This window comes from Paenibacillus aestuarii (genome assembly GCF_027789125.1).
Taxonomy (GTDB): domain Bacteria; phylum Bacillota; class Bacilli; order Paenibacillales; family NBRC-103111; genus Paenibacillus_E; species Paenibacillus_E aestuarii.
The window spans coordinates 1-19,812 of the sequence record NZ_JAQFVF010000069.1; the positions used below are offsets into that span (position 1 = coordinate 1).

At 41.0% G+C, this 19,812-nt stretch carries 19 protein-coding genes and 1 pseudogene; 18 read left to right on the plus strand and 2 right to left on the minus strand.

Features of this window, described 5'->3' with window-relative positions:
• From O9139_RS24415 to O9139_RS24450, 8 genes and pseudogenes are all read left to right on the plus strand, one after another.
• Positions 1-174 (plus strand): annotated as a pseudogene (locus O9139_RS24415) (NAD(P)H:quinone oxidoreductase, type IV); the annotation flags it as partial.
• A gap of 23 nt (positions 175-197) precedes the next feature.
• Complete coding sequence (locus O9139_RS24420) at positions 198-935, plus strand: SDR family NAD(P)-dependent oxidoreductase (RefSeq protein WP_270884370.1); 738 nt, start codon at positions 198-200, stop codon at positions 933-935.
• Between the two features lie 61 nt (positions 936-996).
• The gene (locus O9139_RS24425; RefSeq protein WP_270884371.1) at positions 997-1,245 is read left to right on the plus strand and encodes a tautomerase family protein; all 249 of its coding nucleotides are present in this window, start codon (positions 997-999) and stop codon (positions 1,243-1,245) included.
• Between the two features lie 565 nt (positions 1,246-1,810).
• Positions 1,811-2,473: an acetyltransferase gene (locus tag O9139_RS24430; RefSeq protein ID WP_270884372.1), complete on the plus strand. Its 663-nt coding sequence runs from the start codon at positions 1,811-1,813 to the stop codon at positions 2,471-2,473.
• A gap of 45 nt (positions 2,474-2,518) precedes the next feature.
• Positions 2,519-3,679 (plus strand): DegT/DnrJ/EryC1/StrS family aminotransferase, encoded by a 1,161-nt coding sequence (locus tag O9139_RS24435; protein ID WP_377525967.1) that lies wholly within the window; start codon positions 2,519-2,521, stop codon positions 3,677-3,679.
• A gap of 171 nt (positions 3,680-3,850) precedes the next feature.
• Positions 3,851-5,032: a UDP-N-acetylglucosamine 4,6-dehydratase family protein gene (locus tag O9139_RS24440; protein WP_333742874.1), complete on the plus strand. Its 1,182-nt coding sequence runs from the start codon at positions 3,851-3,853 to the stop codon at positions 5,030-5,032.
• Complete coding sequence (locus tag O9139_RS24445; protein WP_270884373.1) at positions 5,022-5,966, plus strand: glycosyltransferase; 945 nt, start codon at positions 5,022-5,024, stop codon at positions 5,964-5,966. The genes O9139_RS24440 and O9139_RS24445 overlap by 11 nt, the downstream gene beginning before the upstream one ends.
• The gene (locus O9139_RS24450) at positions 5,963-6,907 is read left to right on the plus strand and encodes a glycosyltransferase (RefSeq protein ID WP_270884374.1); all 945 of its coding nucleotides are present in this window, start codon (positions 5,963-5,965) and stop codon (positions 6,905-6,907) included. Before O9139_RS24445 ends, O9139_RS24450 begins: the two co-directional genes overlap by 4 nt.
• Before the next feature lie 186 nt (positions 6,908-7,093).
• Here the strand turns inward: O9139_RS24450 and O9139_RS24455 are convergent, their stop codons facing one another.
• A complete protein-coding gene (locus tag O9139_RS24455) occupies positions 7,094-7,726 on the minus strand; it encodes a hypothetical protein (RefSeq protein WP_270884375.1) in 633 nt (210 codons plus the stop codon).
• Positions 7,727-8,207: 481 nt separating this feature from the next.
• Between O9139_RS24455 and O9139_RS24460 the strand changes: the two genes are divergently transcribed.
• Positions 8,208-8,963: a YheC/YheD family protein gene (locus O9139_RS24460; protein WP_270884376.1), complete on the plus strand. Its 756-nt coding sequence runs from the start codon at positions 8,208-8,210 to the stop codon at positions 8,961-8,963.
• 392 nt (positions 8,964-9,355) lie between these two features.
• A complete protein-coding gene (locus O9139_RS24465; protein WP_270884377.1) occupies positions 9,356-9,919 on the plus strand; it encodes an LOG family protein in 564 nt (187 codons plus the stop codon).
• 27 nt (positions 9,920-9,946) lie between these two features.
• Here the strand turns inward: O9139_RS24465 and O9139_RS24470 are convergent, their stop codons facing one another.
• On the minus strand, positions 9,947-10,732 hold the full coding sequence (locus O9139_RS24470) for a glycosyltransferase (RefSeq protein WP_270884378.1): 786 nt from the start codon (positions 10,730-10,732) through the stop codon (positions 9,947-9,949).
• Between the two features lie 170 nt (positions 10,733-10,902).
• On the opposite strand from O9139_RS24470, the gene O9139_RS24475 reads away from it, so the two are divergent.
• The 8 genes from O9139_RS24475 (at position 10,903) to O9139_RS24510 (ending at position 19,285) form a co-directional block, all read left to right on the plus strand.
• Positions 10,903-11,097, plus strand: a complete 195-nt coding sequence (locus O9139_RS24475; RefSeq protein WP_270884418.1) for a copper amine oxidase N-terminal domain-containing protein — start codon at positions 10,903-10,905, stop codon at positions 11,095-11,097.
• Between the two features lie 1,031 nt (positions 11,098-12,128).
• A complete protein-coding gene (locus tag O9139_RS24480) occupies positions 12,129-12,488 on the plus strand; it encodes a YmaF family protein (RefSeq protein ID WP_270884379.1) in 360 nt (119 codons plus the stop codon).
• Positions 12,489-12,854: 366 nt separating this feature from the next.
• Positions 12,855-14,351 carry a spore germination protein gene (locus tag O9139_RS24485; RefSeq protein ID WP_270884380.1) on the plus strand — a complete coding sequence of 499 codons (1,497 nt, stop codon included), beginning with the start codon at positions 12,855-12,857 and terminating at the stop codon, positions 14,349-14,351.
• A 162-nt stretch (positions 14,352-14,513) separates the two neighbouring features.
• The gene (locus O9139_RS24490) at positions 14,514-15,635 is read left to right on the plus strand and encodes a Ger(x)C family spore germination protein (protein ID WP_270884381.1); all 1,122 of its coding nucleotides are present in this window, start codon (positions 14,514-14,516) and stop codon (positions 15,633-15,635) included.
• Between the two features lie 21 nt (positions 15,636-15,656).
• Positions 15,657-16,760: a GerAB/ArcD/ProY family transporter gene (locus O9139_RS24495; RefSeq protein WP_270884382.1), complete on the plus strand. Its 1,104-nt coding sequence runs from the start codon at positions 15,657-15,659 to the stop codon at positions 16,758-16,760.
• A gap of 357 nt (positions 16,761-17,117) precedes the next feature.
• Positions 17,118-17,384 (plus strand): hypothetical protein, encoded by a 267-nt coding sequence (locus O9139_RS24500; protein ID WP_270884383.1) that lies wholly within the window; start codon positions 17,118-17,120, stop codon positions 17,382-17,384.
• A gap of 245 nt (positions 17,385-17,629) precedes the next feature.
• On the plus strand, positions 17,630-18,139 hold the full coding sequence (locus O9139_RS24505) for an AAA family ATPase (protein WP_270884384.1): 510 nt from the start codon (positions 17,630-17,632) through the stop codon (positions 18,137-18,139).
• Positions 18,140-18,358: 219 nt separating this feature from the next.
• Positions 18,359-19,285, plus strand: coding sequence for a nucleoside hydrolase (locus O9139_RS24510; RefSeq protein ID WP_270884385.1), 927 nt, complete (start codon positions 18,359-18,361; stop codon positions 19,283-19,285).
• Positions 19,286-19,812 lie beyond the last annotated feature (527 nt).

Here is a 19,812-nt window from a genome sequence, read left to right on the forward strand (position 1 = left end):
CCTGGATTTACGGATCAGGCAGTATTTACGGCCGGAGGCAATCCATACGGTACAAGCGTAACCGTCGGTCAAGACGGCACGATTAAAGAAGATGCTCGCGGTGCGGTAGAACATCAGGCCAAACGAACCGTATCCATTGCAAAAGCATTGAATATCGGTTTTGGACAACAATAATAGAAGCGAGGAGCATATTAAAAATGAGCAATCAAGGAAAAGTATATGTCATCACTGGCGGCAGTAGCGGACTGGGTAAAGCAATGGCTGTCGAATTAGTGAAGCGCGGCGCAAATGTTGTCATTAACGGCCGCCGTGAACAAGCCCTGGCGGATGCCGCAAATGATATCGATCCGACAGGCAAGCACGTTCATATCGTAGCTGGCGACGTCGTGGATCCAAGAGTCGCACAAAGTCTAGTCGACGAAACATTGGCGAAATTCGGCCGCATCGACACGCTAATCAACAATGCGGGCATTTTCATCGCTAAGCCGTTCACGGAGTACACCGAGGAAGAGTTCACAAGATACTTAGGCACGAATGTAGTTGGCTTCTTCCATCTGACGCAACGCGCGCTTGTGCAAATGCTGGAACAAGGCGCGGGACACGTCATTAATATCACGACAAGCCTGACAGATTCTCCGACGGAGCAAGTGCCTTCCGCGCTTGCGAACTTGACGAAGGGCGGTTTGAACTCGACGACGAAAGCGTTGGCGATTGAGTACGCGAAACGTGGCATCCGCGTGAACGCCGTGTCGCCTGGCGTTATTAAGACGCCAATGCATGCGCCTGAAACGTACGAATTTTTGTCTAAGCTGCATCCGATGGGACGCATGGGCGAAGAGCAAGAGATCGTTGAAGCGGTGCTTTATCTGGATTCCGCGAAGTTTGTAACAGGTGAAATTCTTCACGTGGACGGCGGCCAGAGCGCTGGCTACTAATCTTAGCTGGTGAAGTGCCGAAGTACAACCCAACAAGTAAAGGATTGGAGAGATATGCATTATGCCGATCGTAAATATTCAAGTCACGCGAGAGGGCACGACACCTGACCGTGATTCGGTAACCGCCGAAGAGAAAGCAGCCCTCATCAAGGGCGTAAGCGAACTGCTGCTAAATGTGTTGAACAAGCCGCTGGAATCGACTTTCGTAGTGATTGAAGAAGTCGACACTGACAATTGGGGCTGGGGTGGACTACCAGCATTGGAGTATCGTCGGAAGGTTGCTGCGCAGAAGGCAGGCGCTGAAAGCTAGTCCTAGAAGGAAAGAAGTCGAAAGGCAGCGTCAGGTAGGGTATAAACATTCAACAGACTATTGCAAAATTGCTGTCAATACCGAACTGCAGTCAGTCTGATGAGAACGTAATTGCATATTGCAACATTGGTTGGGGAAATGCGTGCGCACAACGCAAATAATAGCAAATGAAGGCAGTCGATTATTAAATCGGCTGCCTTCTTGGCTTGCATAAACTTACCCTGCCACAGAACGTGCAGGACTGCTGTGGGTGTATCCAAAAGCAATTTGATAAAGGAAATACTGAGGAAATACCTGATCTTCAGATCTTTCCCGAACTCGAAGATCTTAGTTATGATAAGAAGAATGTGCCCGACATTAAAAGGAAATTTCATTATTCGCTTAAGTGATGTCTAGTATTCTAGTTGAAACAAGTTGAGGATTGCACAGAAATGATATGTTCCATTCAAGCAGATTAGTATTTTAATGAAACTTTTTGACTACTCTACCTAGAATATTCCATAGCAAACAATCAATAGCTGCATAACATATAGAATATAAGACTTTGAATTCGGAGGATAAGCTAGTGGAGAAAATTATAATCATAGGTGCATCTGGTCATGCTGGCGTTGTCATTGATATCGTTGAACAGGAAAATAAATATCAAATTGTCGCTCTCTTTGATTCTAGTAATAATTTGGGGGCTTCAGCATTTGGTTACCCAATCATTGGGAGAGAGGGTGATTTATCTCAATGTATTACGAGTTTTGGAATTAAGAATGGAATTATCGCCATTGGCGACAATTGGACGCGTTATAAAATAATGGTGGGGGTCCTAAATTGTTATCCGGATTTTACTTTTGTCAGAGCTATTCATCCTTCTGCACAGATAGGAAAAGGCGTTAGTCTGGGGCATGGGGCGGTTGTTATGCCCAATTGTGTCATTAATCGTGAAGCAATAATTGGAAATTTCAGCATTGTTAATACTGGGGCTACTTTGGATCATCAGAGTGTTCTCGGGCACTTCGCTAGCTTAGCTCCCGGCGTTACAACTGGAGGAAATGTACAAATTGGGGACTTCTCTGCAATTGGTATCGGAGCATGTGTTAAGCATAATGTATCAATAGGAGAGAACACGGTTATAGGAGCTGGCTCAGTTGTATTAGAAGATTGCCCTAGTTATGTAGTGAGTTATGGATCCCCTGCAAGAATTGTTCGTACGAGAAAAGCGGGCGATAAATATTTGTAATTTAGTTTTTGATGATATTTGACTAGAAAGGGGGAAGTTACGATCTTGGTTCAACATAAAAAGATTTATTTATCTCCCCCGCATATGAGCGGAAATGAACTGAAATTAATCAAAGAGGCATTTAGGGATAATTGGATTGCTCCTTTAGGTCCTCACGTAGATGCTTTTGAAAGGGAAGTAGCAGCATATGCGGGTGTGAAGGGAGCTGTAGCAATCAGCTCGGGAACAGCTGCTTTGCATTTGTCATTAATTTATTTAGGTGTAACGACAGGTGATATCGTCTTTTGCTCAACTCTTACCTTTGCTGCAAGTGCAAACCCCATATTATACCAAAGAGCACTGCCAGTTTTCATTGATTCGGAACCGGATTCATGGAACATGTCCCCTCAAGCATTAGAGCGGGCTTTCGAACATTATAAAATGAAAGGTCAAATGCCAAAGGCCGTTATAGTCGTAAATCTGTATGGGCAAAGCGCAAATATGGAAGCGATATTGGAAATATGTCAGCGATATGGGGTTCCTATGATCGAGGATGCGGCAGAGTCGTTGGGAGCATCTTATAAAGGGAAAAAGAGTGGATCTTTTGGAAAGTTCGGTATTTACTCTTTCAACGGAAATAAGATTATCACAACATCATGTGGAGGAATGGTAATATCTGATGATGAAGAAGCGTTAGCGAAGATTAGATTTTGGGCATCGCAATCTCGCGACCCAGCGATATATTATCAGCACAGCGAATTAGGATTTAATTACCGGCTAAGTAACATTTCTGCGGCAATAGGAAGGGCGCAGTTACGTGTACTAGATCAACGTGTGGAAAAACGTCGTGAAATATTTAAGTCATATTATCAAGCTTTTTCAAAGAGAGATGGCATAAAATTTATGGGAGAACCTCCGAATTGCCACTCTACTCGTTGGCTTACAGCTCTTATGGTCGACTCCGCACGTACAGGAGTATCTTTTATTCAAATTATACAGGGATTAGCAGAGCTTGATATCGAAGCACGACCAGTTTGGAAGCCAATGCATCTTCAGCCTCTGTATAAGGAATATAGCTATTTTCAGCATAGCGAAGAAGGAAGTGTGTCAGATTTATTATTTCAGCAAGGACTCTGTCTACCGTCAGGTTCCAGTCTAACCAAGAAGGATATTGAACGGGTCATCAAAAGCATTTCTGAAATTTTAAGAACAGGACATAAATATTGATCTTAAGAGCTGATCCTTTAAGCAATTTAGCTGATTAAAGGATAAGCTCTTTTTTCATTTTTAAGATTATCATTTTCACTTAAATAAATTACTAATTTAGGTATTCAATCATAACAAAATAGAAAGAAATAAATATACTAAAGAAATGATAGATTTGGGGGGGGAAAGAATATGAAACAGTACAGTAAAAGAGAATATCACCTTCGTGCAGCTCTCGAAAAGATTACTATGGAAGAATTGCTTGATAGAAAGGCAATTCAGATTGATATGGAACAAATCAGTGGTTATCTAAGAGATAAAGTTATCTTAGTTACTGGTGCTGGAGGCTCGATTGGTTCTGAGCTTTGCCGGCAAATTATTAAGTTCGGGCCACGTCAATTACTGTTATTGGGACATGGTGAAAACAGTATTTACACGATTGAAAAAGAACTAAGGAACCATAACGAAAATATAAAAATGGTATGTATTATTGCAGACATTCAAGATAAAAAAAGACTTGATGATATTTTCTTTTTTTATAGACCAAATGTAGTCTATCATGCAGCTGCTCATAAGCACGTTCCATTAATGGAACTAAACCCCTCCGAAGCAATAAAAAATAACGTATGGGGAACTCGGAATGTTGCAGATTGTGCCCAAAAGTATAATACGGAACGCTTTGTATTTATCTCCTCTGACAAGGCTGTTAATTCAACAAATATCATGGGAACAAGTAAAAGGCTTGCAGAATTAGTTCTACAAAGCATGCGGAAAGAAAACGGAACTGAGTTCGTTATTGTTCGATTTGGTAATGTACTGGGGAGTAGAGGAAGTGTCGTGCCTCTATTTAAAGAACAAATATTAAAGGGGGGCCCTATTACAATAACCCATCCTGGAATGATTCGTTATTTTATGACAATACCAGAAGCCGTCCAATTAACCATTCAAGCTGGGGTGACGGCTAAAGGAGGGAAAACTTTTATTCTTGATATGGGCAAGCCATATAAAATTGTAGATTTAGCTTATAAAATGATAGCTTTAGCGGGCCTAAAACCTGGAAAGGATATTCAAATTGTATATACAGGAATTCGTCAAGGAGAAAAGCTTGTGGAAGAAATTTTAACGGAAATTGAGAAAAATAGAGCTTATTATCATGATCGGATTCATATATGCGATCCTCCTATCCTTTCAGATGATCTGCATGAAAAGATAGAACAACTGGAACATTTAGTTTCTCAGTATGATTCGGTTGGTGCAGTAGAAGAGTTTCTCGCTAGAGTAAGAGGTATTTTTCCAGAATTCTACTGGCCAGCTCAGCCTTCAAATTCTGAATCTAACGAAGAGGTCACTAGGAGTGATATGAATGAAAGTTAAGATTTTATTTTTTTGTTTTCCGAGACACCCCTTCAACCAGCGATCAGAAGATTACTTTAAGATTGCGTTAGTAAAAAATCCAAATGTAGACGTTCGTTTTGTTCATGAAGGGGGGGATGTGAGAGAGATCATAACCAGACTTGATTTTTCTCCTGATTTTATATACATCCACGATTTGGAGCAGTTTTTATTGAAGAGAGGCAACATTACTGGATTGAGCGAAGTAAAGATCCCGAAAGGATTGTTGTTCAATGATCTCCATCGAAACGGACATATATTGCAAGAGTTCGTCGAACAGAATCATATCAATCTAATATTTGCTCATTACCGGGATGCATTTTCCCGGTTTTTTCCAAACTATAAAGATCAATTCCGTTGGCTTCCTTATGCAGTGAATTTATCTATCTTTAAAAATTATCATAAGAGAAAAACCATTAACTATTTGTTGATGGGTGCCACAAATCCAAGATTTTATCCGCTTCGACACAAGATATATAAGTGTATGAAAAATAAAGAAGGTTTTATATACCACGCACACCCAGGATATAGGGACTTTTCGAAAAAACAAGAGGATAAGCTGTTTGTTGAAAACAGATATGCTAAAGAAATAAACAGAGCTAAAATATTTTTCACGGATGACTTAATATATCACTACCCGGTTAAAAAATTCTTTGAGGTCGTAGCCTGCAATACATTACTTCTTGCTTCAGGTTCACAAGAACTAAAGGACTTGGGATTTGTGGATGGAGAAACATATGTTGAAATAAATCAAGAAAATTTTGAAAAAAAAGCAAAATACTATCTCAAGCACAAAGAAGAGCGGAAGCAAATTGCTAATAACGGATACAAAATGGTTAGAGCGAGACATTCAATAGATAGGAGGAGCCAAGAATTCGTGGACATGATAACAGAGTATTTAGGAGGATTAAAATGAAGAAATTAAAGATTTTATTTTTTACAACTGATACTTCCAATTTTGTTGATAAAACAGATGATTATTTTAAAAAAGAGCTAGTTAAGCTGTCAGATGTCGAAATTTACTTTCAATATAAGGGAGGTAACATTTCTGATATTTTGAAAGAATTAAATGATAAACCGGACTTTATTTATTTTGATGATTTTGAACGTATAAATCGGGTGTATGGACTTCCCACAGACTTAGATAAGGTCAATATTCCAAAGGGTATTTTGTTTCATGATCTATATAGAGATAATGATATATTTGTTGAATATGTAGAGAAGAGTAAGATTGATCTTCTATATGCCCATTATCGCGATGGCTTTCTTTCATTGTATCCTCAGTATAAGGATCGGTTTATCTGGCTTCCATTACATGTGTACAGACCGATTTTTTGTAAGCGATCCATAAAAAAAGATATTAGATTTTTAATGATGGGAAGTTTGGGTAAAAAGAAGTACCCATTACGTAACAAAATGTTTCAACGAATGAAGAATGTGGAAGGATTTGTTACTCACAAACATCCTGGTTATGATTATAGTTTAAAAGAGAATGGAAACATATTTGTGGGTGAGAAATATGCAAAGGAAGTTGCCCGAGCCAAGATTTTTTTAACGTGCGGTTCTATCTATAATTACCCTCTAGGCAAATATTTTGAAGTACCAGCCTGCAATACTTTGCTATTAGCCTCTGGATTCCCTGAGCTACTTGACCTTGGGTTTATTGACAAAAAGACTTTCGTGGAGATCAATGAGGAAAATTTTGAAGAAAAAGCAAAGTATTATAATAAATATAAAGAAGAACGAAAGATAATTACAAGAGCGGGACATAAAATGGTTCTCGCTCGTCACACAACTGATATCCGAGTTAGGCAATTTGTTGATGGACTTTGGAAGTTCCTGTCCAAAAATGGATAATGAAGTTCCTTTGTGGTTCTGAAGTTTTGAAAATGGTGTCTATGGAGATTAAAGAAAATTTGAAGATAACGGAATTGTAAGGATTAGGGGGTTGTTATTCGTTGGGGAGTGACGAACAACCTAGCGATGATGTATTATAAAACCTTTCAGACTTGTGTGTCGACCCACAATATCTGATAGGTGCTTTCACTTACCGGGATCGAGGCGAAGGACCGAGCTGATTTGGTTGAATGCAACAGGTGTGCCACCTTCGAATAAGTCAAACATTTTCGCAGTTTTTGGAGTTACTTGAATGAACGGTTCAACAAAAATATCGTTTCCTGCTCGAAGTTGGACCTTCTTCGTTACAAGTCCACGCTTCAATAACAGCTGATTCTTGATAATTCCGAGCGCAACTACACCGATCGCCGAAACGAATATTTCATTATCCGTTATATGAGTAGTTGTTGTTTCGCCACCCGTATTTATTTCAACGACTGTGCTCCCAATCCTCGTGGCAATTGTAGTACGCGATATTGGTTTTGCAAAAAACGAAATGCTTCGATCCACCGAATTAAACCGTAAATTGTAACGTCTCTTATTAATCAAACCTAACGTATGTGCAGTTGATACATCCACGTCAATTCTATTATCAATGCATTCGGAAGCATCACTGTTACTTAGTAAAACTCTTACTTTCGCATTTCTTCGTCGCAGGACCACATTACCGTCAGGTATCGTGAATGTAGGCAAGGGCGAACCTCCGCAGCCAGCAAGTAAGAATGCACGATTTCTAAAATCAGGAACAACATTCACATCAAAAACAGCACGCGATATCATCCTTCGACTCACACCTTTCATGCTTACCAAAAATAATGGAAGTCACCTATACTGTGTTACACTTGAACCCATTAATATGGTATATGCGTCACTTCGATGTGTCGTATAGATACTTGCCCTCATCTTCGGAACAAACAATCTCAATCAAGGAAGCCATGTCTGCTCCGTCATTCTCAGTATTTCACAGCTTATTGGGCACTTTATTATTTACTCAACAAACGGGGGCTCGTCAGTTTAATCAGTCCTACAATTAACAGCTAACGGGCTGAGGTATACAGCTTTTTGTGTAATATTAAGTTCGTTTTTAGTATTATTGGCATGTTCAAAATCAGCAAAAGAGTAATTCCAGTTTCATAATAGCTTCTGAATATGAAGGTACGAGTCTCAGGTGGGAGTCCATGCCATGGGGAACGGCTTAGGCAGATGCTGTGACAAGCACCTATTTCCATGCGTATGCTTAGAATAAGGGAGGTTGAGGCCAATGAAAAATGCAAGCATTTCTTTCAAGAGCAAATGGCAAAAGACCAAATGGCTGCTAAAGCATCGGAGATTGCGAAGGCATATCCCCCGAACTGTGCCGTTTAACAGAAAAAATTTGCGGATGATGCTATCCGTTTTTCCGACTGTCTATTTTAAGCCTACGGGAGGTACGGGTGGGTTTGGCATCATCCGTATCAAGAGAATAGCGAGAGGGTACCAAACAAAACTCAATACCGTCAAATCGCTAAGTCCGACACAAGGTCATTTATACAAGAAACTGTCCCGGTTCTCAGGAAGGGAATCGTATCTGCTTCAGCAGGGGATCCAACTTGCCAAAACGACAGGCAAGCCGTTCGATATCCGAGTCATGGTTCAGAAGACGAATAAAGGAAAATGGATAAGCACGGCCATTTGTACCAAAATAGGCAAGCCGGGCAAGGTTGCCACGAATTATCACCAAGGAGGTAAGCTCGGCTATCTTCGCCAAACGCTGGTGGGAGCAGGGTACAAGCACGCTTCGATCCTTCGTAAGGAAGCTGCATTGAAGCGGCTCGGCATTGCTGTCGGAAAGAGCTTTGATCTTAATCGAAGAGGATTTAGAGAACTGGGGCTGGATGTGGCTCTAGACACCGAGGGGAATCTATGGATTCTGGAAGTGAATACGAGGCCGGCCATTTATCCATGGAAGCACTTGAAGGGCAAAATGCTGTATCGTCGCATCATGTTCGCTGCCAGGCAATACGGCAGAGTCATGTAGTTAGGCAAAAAGAAATACGCGGTTGTCGGGGACAGGAACTTTCATTGTTAGCCGTTCATGTTTTCTGAAATTTTCTGATCAAATCAAAGCGGTAGCCTAGGACACGAGTTTCCTTGTCCATAGCTACCGCTCTTTCATTTTTGGTGATAGTCTTAAAATGCGGTTTCAAATCCCGCTCACGTCGGTATACGTTTTTTTATAAGTCCTAATAGCGTTTTGCTCATAAAGGATTACTCTTGGACAAATGAAAGTTATTGCTGCTCCTTTTGACATTAAGCTATTGGGCTGGTTAACGCACCTAAGCTCAATGTTTTGAACCAGCCCTCCTTGAAGAGAGACGTACTTTAAGATAATCTAAAAAGAAAAATGTAGAGAGGATAGTGGACGAAGATATGAAAACAATAGCTGTGTACTGTGGATCCGGCACTGGAAATGACCCTATCTATATGAATGAAGCAAGGAAGTTAGGGAAAGTTTTAGTAGCAAATGGGTTGGATCTTGTATATGGAGGAGCAACAGTCGGTTGTATGGGAGCTGTTGCCGATGCGGTCATGGAGTCTGGCGGTAAGGTTATTGGAGTGATACCCAAAAAGTTGGCAAATGTCGAAATTGCCCACGAACATCTAACTGAACTTCATATCGTGGATACTATGCATGAAAGAAAAGCGTTAATGGCAGAGCATGCTGATGGATTTATCGCACTCCCTGGTGGGACAGGCACTTTAGAAGAATGGTTTGAAGTCTTTACATGGGCTCAACTAGGATATCACAATAAACCATGTGCCTTGTTAAATATCAATAAATACTACACACCGATGTTATCGCTTTTTGATCATATGATTGAACAAGGGTTTGTAAAAGAGCTATATAAAAATTTAATTTTAATAGACGATGATTCAACAAACTTAATCCAAAAGCTAAAAAACTATAGAGCGGATTATATACATAAATGGTGAGCCCCTTCAGCTATTGGATTCGTAAGTTCAACCAAAAACACGAAGGCAGCTGACCAGTAATAAGTTCTTTCTTCGTGATAGACCGACTCGAGGTATTCTTTGTACGAACTTCTTATAATTTCGTACGCCCGGGATGGTTTTATGGTGAGCTATGAGTTCTTTATCGCTGATGATCCATGTGTGCCCAGATGAGTTTTTTCTGCGGATTGCGACGAAATTGTATTTTCCTGCGGAATAAACTTTGAAGCCCATCCTCTTGCTTCTTATACAGAAGAAGTCGTCTTCCCCGACGTTTCGATTGGGGAATTTCACTTTGTTGAAAACTGTCCGTTTCATCATAAGTGTTGCGCCTGGAAGATTTGCTACGAAGCGATTTTCATCGTGTGGAAAACGAAGGATAAGTGTCTTTGAGCCGCGTAAATACAAATAATGCGCTCGTTTTCCTATGACGTCGGCGTCTGTTCTTAGTAATGTCAACAAGCAGTCGGTCAGATAATGGGGGGCGTAATAATCGTCGTCATCGAACTTGGCAATGTACGGATACTTAGTTTTCTGAACGGCGAAATTTAAACAAGCGCCAAGAGAGCGATGTTCCGGAACTCGGAAAATTTGTACGTTTCGGAGCTTTTCAGCGATGCGCCGGTAAGAAGAAAGAGGGATTCGATTATTGTTGACGATAATTATGAGTTCTTTCTTGTGATGACGTTGTCTGACGTAATTATAAAACAAATTTTTTATAAAGCCTGGGCGATTGGTGCTCGTAATAATGGAAACTCCATGCCTGCCTATAGCGCTTCCTGCTCTATCGTTCATTCCATCGCTCCCCTACTCTAAAGATTTATCTTATCATAACTTATTACACAGTACGTAAATGGCAGATAGGGGTAACGGCACTTCTCAAGGGTTATTTTTTCAAACATTGCTGTTAGTTGAGACGCAGAGCATAACCAGATCATTGCCGAAAGAAATGATATAAAATAGTGATGCAAATTGGTTCAAAAAATGCTAGCGTCAATGGCGTTATTACGGTTTTTGATACGACGCCAACACTCATTGACAATGCGACTTACGTGCCGCTTACCTATGTTGCAGAAAGCCTAGGCAGCAAAATGGAGTGGGACGATGCGAGCAAGAGTGTTCGTATTGTTGATCCAAAAGCAACTGGGTTAAAACAATAAAGGCATCAAGTTCTTGTCAACTCCAACAGTTGGGTGACAAGAACAAATCTTATTAAATGCTGCTTATATAGCGGCCATTCCTACGCTACTCAGATAGGCATTAATAAGGCTTGCAGAACGAGAAGAAATTGAGGCAAACGTGTACCCCCTTCGATTTCGTCATACCTATGCATGCCAGCTGCTTGTTAACTGGGCACCTTGAGATTCTATCCAAGTCAGTTGGGGCATGAAAAAGCCTTCACGACGTAAATCTATGCTTAGCTACGCGGAGAGCGTCGAAGAGAACTTTATCGCCGGCTTTTTTAGTATGTTAGCGTCGGATTCTCTTTTAAAGATCCGCCGTTATTCAACTATGAGCAATTACACGAATACGGTCATCATAAAATAAGGAATAGTTGAAAACAACATTCTCACCTTTAATCCAGGGTGGAGCCAGACCAGCGCATTTTATCATTGAGGATCCGGACGGGAATCAAATTTTTTTGATCAACATCGATAAAAAAATAACGGTACCGTTAAAATCCCGACCGCATGAGGTCGGGATTTTTCTATTGGTCAGGTGAAGAGGAGGCTATTACATCATACTTCATCCCGCAGTTATGGAGCAGTTTTCAATCGAAATTGAAAGCGGTATGGATGATCTTTCTAAGACCGAAAAATTGACCATGATTAAATTAAGGGCAGGTCAGTCCATATTTAAGGACCATCTCCTGCTAGTTGCGAAGATAGTAACGAGAGACTTGATCCAGAAAATGGACTGTTACTCTGTCCTAACCATGATCAGATATTAAGAGGGGCGCTCCGTATTGTTAACGCGGAGTGATTGGCTGCCATGCTGGCGTGGGCAAGGAACAATGTGTGGTTTCGGATAAAGATCTATTATTCCCGCATGCTACATTGCGATTACATCGTATACTTATTCCTTAAAAAATGGGTAGTCATCCCTTACTGGACAAAGATCGAGTTATTTATAATGTTGTTGTTACCAGAATAGATAAGCATGGATTACTTTGTTTAGAAGGGATGTTCATATGATAAATAAAAAGCTAACGCTAAAAAGTAAAGCGAAAATTAGACAGGCGCAAACACATGTGCATGAGTTTGAGGGTAGTACTAAATTGGCTGAACAAGGTGCTGATCGCCACAATCATCGTTTTGCAGGGGTTACCGGGCAAGTTATCCCATTTGGGAAAAGTCATGTACATGAAATCGATCTTACGCACACAGATTTCTTAAACCATTTTCATAATCTCAAAAAAATTAGAACTGGACCAGCAATTCCAGTTGGAAATGGGAAACATGTACACTTTGTTACTGGAATGACAACATTAAATGATGGTCATAGGCATAGATTCAACTTCGCAACGTTGATTCAACAACCACTCGTATGATTTTATCAAATATGAGCCTACTATAAACAGACGAAAAAGGAGCTGCCGTAGTACTCCTTTTTTGTTTTTATACACGCTCATCAAATTGAATCCTACCATACAACGGAAGGGCTGAACAATCTCAAGTCTCGACTACAGACTGGAAGGAGAGCCGGTTTGATGAAATCAGAATACCAAAAGGGCTGCCATTATTTTGCTGCACACACATAGAAGCTTTATCGTGTAATACGAGCTATTTGGGTGTAGGGTCTAAAGCGTGTATAAATTTCCCATAAACTTGGATAATAAAAGAAATGAATACAGGGAAGAGCGTGGTGAAGATCGATGCTATTTTCAAACTGGTTCAGAAGGAGGAAGTATGGCTCGGTGCCAGAGCAAGTAAAACAGCCGCTTAGCGATACCATCAGTACGTCATTAGTACAAAATATAACCTATTTACATAGTCAGTTCAGTCAAACCCCTGACCTGGTTGTGCGACATTTTCTCATCATGCAGTCTGGTGAGCAGGCAGCGTTAGTCTACCTAAGTGGATTAGTAGATAAAAACGCAATTAATAATAATGTGCTTCGCCCGCTGCAATTTGAAAAGGGATACAGCAGTGCTCTCGACAATATAACGGTTAATATAGGCGAAGTCCAAAGTCTATATACTTGGCCTCATGTGGAGAATGCCATTTTGCAAGGCAGTAGTGTACTCTTTGTTAATGGGCGAACGGAGGCCTCCGCCTTAGGGACTCAGGGCTGGCCTCAGCGAGCAATTGAAGACTCACAGATCGAGGCATCTATAAAAGGAGCGCATCAAGGGTTTGTTGAAACTGGCAGTCAGAATATTGCTTTAATCCGTCGATACATTCAAAACCGTGAATTGAAAATTAAGGAACTGGTGGTTGGGCGAAGAGGAAATACCTTAGTTTCTATTTTATATTTAGCTGATGTCGCGCATCCTGAGGTACTAAAAGAACTGGAAGACCGAATTCAGCAAGTTGATGTTGATGTCATCCTTAACACAGGTGAGTTGGCAGAGTTTATCGAGGATAATCCTTATTCACCATTTCCGCAATTTATTACGACGGAAAGACCGGATGCTGCGGCTTCACAAATATTGCAAGGAAGATTTGCTATTGTTGTAGATCGTTCACCAAGCGTATTGATAGCCCCGGTAGCATTTATTTCATTTTTTCAAAACATCGACGACTACAGCACACGCTGGTCGATATCTACTTTTATCCGGCTGCTGCGAATATTCGCTTTTTTAATCGCTGTCTTTTTGCCTGCGCTCTACATTGCGGTCATTTCATATAATTCCGAGGTAATTCCCGTAAAATTACTACTCACTATTGGTGAGTTCAGAGGTCGAGTGCCGTTCCCGCCATTTGTAGAAGCGATCCTGATGGAGGTAACACTTGAAATGATGCGGGAGGCTGGTGTACGACTCCCTGCTCCAGTTGGGCAAACCATTGGTATAGTCGGAGGCATTGTTATTGGACAAGCAATTGTTCAGGCAGGTCTCATCAGCAATATCATGGTAATTGTTGTTGCCTTTACGGCCATTGCATCGTTCATCCTGCCTAATTATGATATGGTCGCAGCCGTCCGGCTTAGCCGATTCATCATGATGATTGCTGCCTCCATGTTCGGCATTGTTGGCATCATCATTGCATTTATGACTATGATCGGGCATCTGATTGCGCTTGAATCGCTTGGAACACCGTATGGCACTCCTTTCGCGCCAGTACGTTTCTCCGATTGGAAAGATTCATTCGTCCGTTTACCGTTGTGGAAAATGGGTAAACGACCTTTAGGTACAAGAGCAACTCAATCGCAGAGGCAAGGACCAAACCGTCCAAAAAGGGTTCGGAAATGAAGAAATTTGCATTCAAAGAGGTCATCATATGCAATCTAATTCTCTGAGTAACGGCATTCAAATAAGTGTTTTCTTTTTGTCGATGCAACAAAAAATAACCGAAAAGGCTGGCTTACTCATTTATTTACGGATGCATGGTCACTTTCTGTGGAGGAAGCGCTTATGAACAAGAAACTCCTTCATATAACGCTTTTTGTGATATTTGCCTTCATTATTTCGAGCTGCAGTGACAGGTTGGATATGGAAGATTCCTCATTTGCATTATTAGTGGGTTTAGATCTCGATAATAAAAATGAGTTCATTGTATATAGTACAGCTCCTGTTTTTAGCAAAAATGTTGAGAAAAAAACGCGTGAACTTAGGGTGAAACCACAGACAAATCGTCAATCAAGAGAAAAACAGGATAGTTATACTCAGGGGGTTTTCCATGGCAGAAGTATTCAAATTATACTGATATCTAAGCGAATCCTACAGCAAGAAAATTGGTTCCAGCTCACGGATGTCTGGTTTCGCGATCCCAAAAATACGTTAACACCAAGGATCATTGCTGTCGATGGACCTCTCTCAGAAATTATATACTTAAACTCGAAAGATCAGCCGATGCTTCCTTTATTTCTACGCGATATGATCGAAACGAAGGACGCAAGATCAGAAACAGTAAAGACGACTTTACAGGGCCTGCACCAGCAAATACGTGAGAAGGGTGTCACTCCTATCATTTCGGAAGTTCGAGTGAAAGATAAAGAGATTGCGCTGACAGGAACGACACTACTTGATCATAAAGGAAAATTTGCTGATTCTCTGAACATTCAGGAAAGCATTCTACTGCGAATATTGCAAAACAAGATAAATAAAAACGTCAGCTTAACAGTTCCCATTACTGGAGAAAAGAAGATTGGACCGTTTCATACAGATAAATTAAGTTTAAGTGCTGAAAAAATAAAGGTGAAAATCAAGACCTCCTACCTCAAGGATAACTTTCAGTTCGATATGCACATTACCATGCATGTTGGTCTAACGGAACTTACGTTTCCTTTCGACGTGCGAAATCATCGAAAAGAGTTGGAGAATAAGATTACCGAACAAATGCAAAAGCAGTTAGAAAGCCTTATCAAGAAAATACAGGCGGATAAAATCGACCCCATTGGGCTTGGGTACTACGCGAGGGCACACAAATATAGCCATTTCAAGAACGTGGAAGATCATTGGGGAGAAGCGCTGGCCAAAGCGGACGTTCATGTTTCCGTGAAAACAATCATAGGGGCTATGGGAACAGTGAAGTAAAAGCTCTAAGGAGGACAGCAAGTGAAAAAATATGCATTGAATGAAATTACCTTCATGCAGTATATCTTTCTCAACTTTGGTATGGTTACAAGCGTTGGTTTTTTATCTCTGCCGAGAGTTCTAGCCGAACAGGCAGGGACGGCAGGCTGGATCGCTCTCATCATCGTTTGGTTGATCTCTATTGCAGCGAGTTTGATCGTTATACAGGTGATGAAGAGGTACCCAGATGGCACCTTATTAGATCTAATAACGTTGTATTTTGGCAAATGGGCAGGCAAAGTGGGAGCAATACTATTTGCCATATATCTCATTTACTACGGATATACCGGTCTCGTATATACAATATTGATTACAAAACAATATCTTTTACAGCAAACTCCAGCGTATATGATTATGCTTTTGCTGCTCATTCCCACTTATGTCGTTGTGCGGAACGGCCCCCGCATATTGGGCAGATATGTGGAAGTGATCATAATCCTATCATTATGGATCCCCTTCGTTTATTTGATTCCGCTTAAGGACGCTCATTGGCTCAATCTGCTTCCTATGCTTCAGGATGGATGGAAGCCTGTTTTCTCAGCATTACCTAGCACACTCTATTATCATGTAGGATTTTCAACCACGTTCATTCTGTATCCATTTCTTAAAAACAAGCAGAAGGCTTCAGCCGGAATCGTCATCGCGTATACACTGACGATGCTCATGTATCTGTTCATCACAGCTATCTGTTTCGTATATTTTAGTCAAGATGCAATTATGGAATACAACGAACCGACGATCAATGTATTGAAGTCTATCGAGTTTAAGTTTATATCAAGGATCGAAGTATTATTTATTGCATTTTATTTACTTATCTTTTCATTATCATGGATACCGACGATGTACATGAGTGTTTTTTGCACAACTTGGCTAATCGGTAAGCAGGATCACCGAAATCATTTGAGGCTGCTTTGGCTTGTCATTATTGTGGGCACGTATTTTTTCATGCCGACTTTTTTTCAGAGTGAACAGATGAATACTATACTTGGTCAAATCGGCTTTTTTATTGAGTACATTGTTCCTTTTTGTTTACTCTTATTTGTATGGATACATGATCGGTTGGGGTGGATGAAGGCAAAGATATAATGGTCACTTATATAATTCTGCAGATACATTACCTCGTAATGTGTTCACAACGTAAAAAATCCGGTAATAACGAATAATCAGAAGCAACCATGGCGGTTGCTTCTTCTATTTACCGGTAACTGTGATCCTCAAATCGTCTATCACTATTTATGAAGAAGTGTCCAATTCTATGCTAGATAGATGGATTGCAAGCGCATGCAGTTCACCCCAGTGACTTAGGTAATGCATTTCGTGGAACATCTTCCTTTGATGACTTGTCCTATATAAAGAGTACTTTTTTGTTTACATATCAAACTGCAATAAAACAATGCCCGCTTCAAACCATTTTTCGTAGAGATGGAGAGGAGATATAACTTGATGAAAAACATAATACAACTTACAGAAATTGAACCTAACGATATAGTGAAAATCACGGGTAATCTCATGGAGCAGGGCCGTTTTGCCAAGGTTTTAAGAGTGCAGAAGCAATCAAGTGGGGACACCTTATTTATTGTAAAGGTGAACAACTATTGGAACTCTGCAGACATGGTTAGACAATTTGGTATATGGAATGGACAACTATGGATTGCCATGGCTTGTGACCAGTTCGATATTGAGTTAAAGAGAAAAAAGCATGTGCAATAAGGTGTGGATGTTATAATTTTCCAGTGTTTTCATGTCACAGAACGAAGCCGCCGACACTCTTATTCTAAAAATAATCCGATTCAACCAATAAAGTAATCAATTCGTAAAGGTTTTCTGTTTAACATGTTTCAAATCAAAAAATAGTGGCAGCGAGCTGTCTTTATGCAAGCAGATATCTATAAAATGCAATACGGGTTATCTCATTCCCTACGGGAGCAGAGAAGAATGAAAGGAGGTCGAGTTTAATGCTCTATATATTTAGCGGGTTACCAGGCACCGGGAAGTCCACGTTATCATCCGCTTTGGCTAAAGAGATAGGGGCTACGTATCTCCGGGTCGATGTCGTGGAGCAGGCTATGCGGGATACTGGAATTAGGGTCGATGGTCCCGAGGGCTACAACGTATGTTATGCGATTGCACTGCAGAATCTGCGGCTGGGGCTCGACGTAGTTGCAGATACAGTCAATCCCATCCAAATCACCCGCCAGGCTTGGCGCAACGTGGCGGAGTCTCTGGATACATCGTATGTGGAAATTGAAGTGGTCTGTTCGGACTATCGTGAACACAGGCATCGAATCGAAACCCGTGAAGCCGATATTCCCGGCTTTGTTCTACCTACGTGGGAGCAGGTCAGGAAACGACAGTACGAAGTTTGGGATCGGAATCACATCGTTATAGACACAGCTAATAAAACGGTTGCCGAAAGCATGATGACATTATTTGATCAACTGGATTGGGAGCGTAGCAAAATTTAGTTGATTGCACTAACGGACACGATAGTTCAACCATAACTGGGCAGATCGACAAAATTCCCTTCGATCTGTTTTTTGTTTTTATTGCAATCTTATCGACATTTTATGTAAACCGATTAAGCCTATATTCATATTGCTATATTCGATATTCACTGATACCATTTTCTGGAACGAACAAAGGAGGTAAAGATGATGGGACTCAGCAACAGCAGTTCTCAAATCTTGTCAAAACGTAGAATTCTGATAGATTGCGATCCAGGAATTGACGACACGATCGCTATTATACTCGCTGCGTGCAGCCCAATTATCGAGCTTGTCGGCATCACGACCGTTTCCGGAAACGTAGGAGTAGACAAAACAACACTTAATGCTCTTAAAATTTGTGAGTTTGCCGGAATTGCTGATACTCCAGTCGCCCGAGGGGCCGAACGCCCGCTCGTGCGCGAACCGATCACCGGAGATGTTCACGGAGAATCGGGAATCGGCGGCGTAGAGCTTCCATTCCCGACCAAAACGGTCATAGGTGAGCATGCGGTCGATTTCATCATACGTACTTTGTTGGAATCGGAAGGGGATATAACACTGGTCCCTATCGGACCGCTGACGAATATCGCTTTGGCGATTCGCAAAGAGCCGTCCATTATATCGAAAATTCAAGAGATCGTGATTATGGGGGGCGGCACGTTCGGGAATATAACGCCGGCAGCCGAGTTTAATTTTTACGCTGATGCCGAAGCTGCGGCCGTTGTATTTGCAAGTGCTCTTCCTATAACGATGATCGGTCTGGATTTAACGCATCAAGCGATTGCCACTGAAACTGTCAAAGATCAGATCGCTAGTATAGACAACGATGTTTCTCAATTTGTGTTAGAGTTGCTTGGGTTTTACGATAGCAACTACAAGAAGATGGGATTCGAAGGAGCGGTCGTCCATGATCTTTGTTGCGTTGCATACTGCATCGATTCTTCGCTGTTTGCAACAAGGCATGTTTATGTAGACATAGAAACGAAGGATGAGCTGTTATATGGCGCGTCTATAGTTGATCTGCAGGGTGTAACAGGCAAGCAACCAAACGCCAACGTGGCGATACATCTGAATCAGGAAAAGTTTTGGTCCTTATTAATCAATACATTAAGGCAGTATTCCTAGATTTTGACCTGGCTGCTCAACTAGAAAAGAATTCAGTTCGTCCAACATCACCAACTGGCCATTATTGGTCGAACCTCGCGCATTACTTCATATCCAATAACACAAAAGTGTTTTAAGGCAAGAAGGAATCGCTGAGGAGCATCTTATCGCTGCTAAGTCATTTGACGTTGAACAAAAAAGTATGATCCGAATTGCGGTGCTGTCCGAAGCCGAATAGTCATCTTAGATACCGTTTAAACTCTTTGTGCTTGAGCTTATCATCCGAAGAATGATTCTTTGACGGCCGCCGGGAGCTTTATCGACATATAATGTCAACCGATTAAGGCTTTATTCATATTGCTATCAATAGCAATTTGTTGATACCCTTTTCTGAAACGAGTTCCGATGAAGCGTCGACTTCAGACCGATTCTATACGAAGTGCATGACATACCTCGATTCTGATAACCCAGAAAAGGAGGTGATCTAGTTTAGATTTTAATTACCATTATTCAGTCTCTTTGATGCAACGGATATACCTTTTTAACTG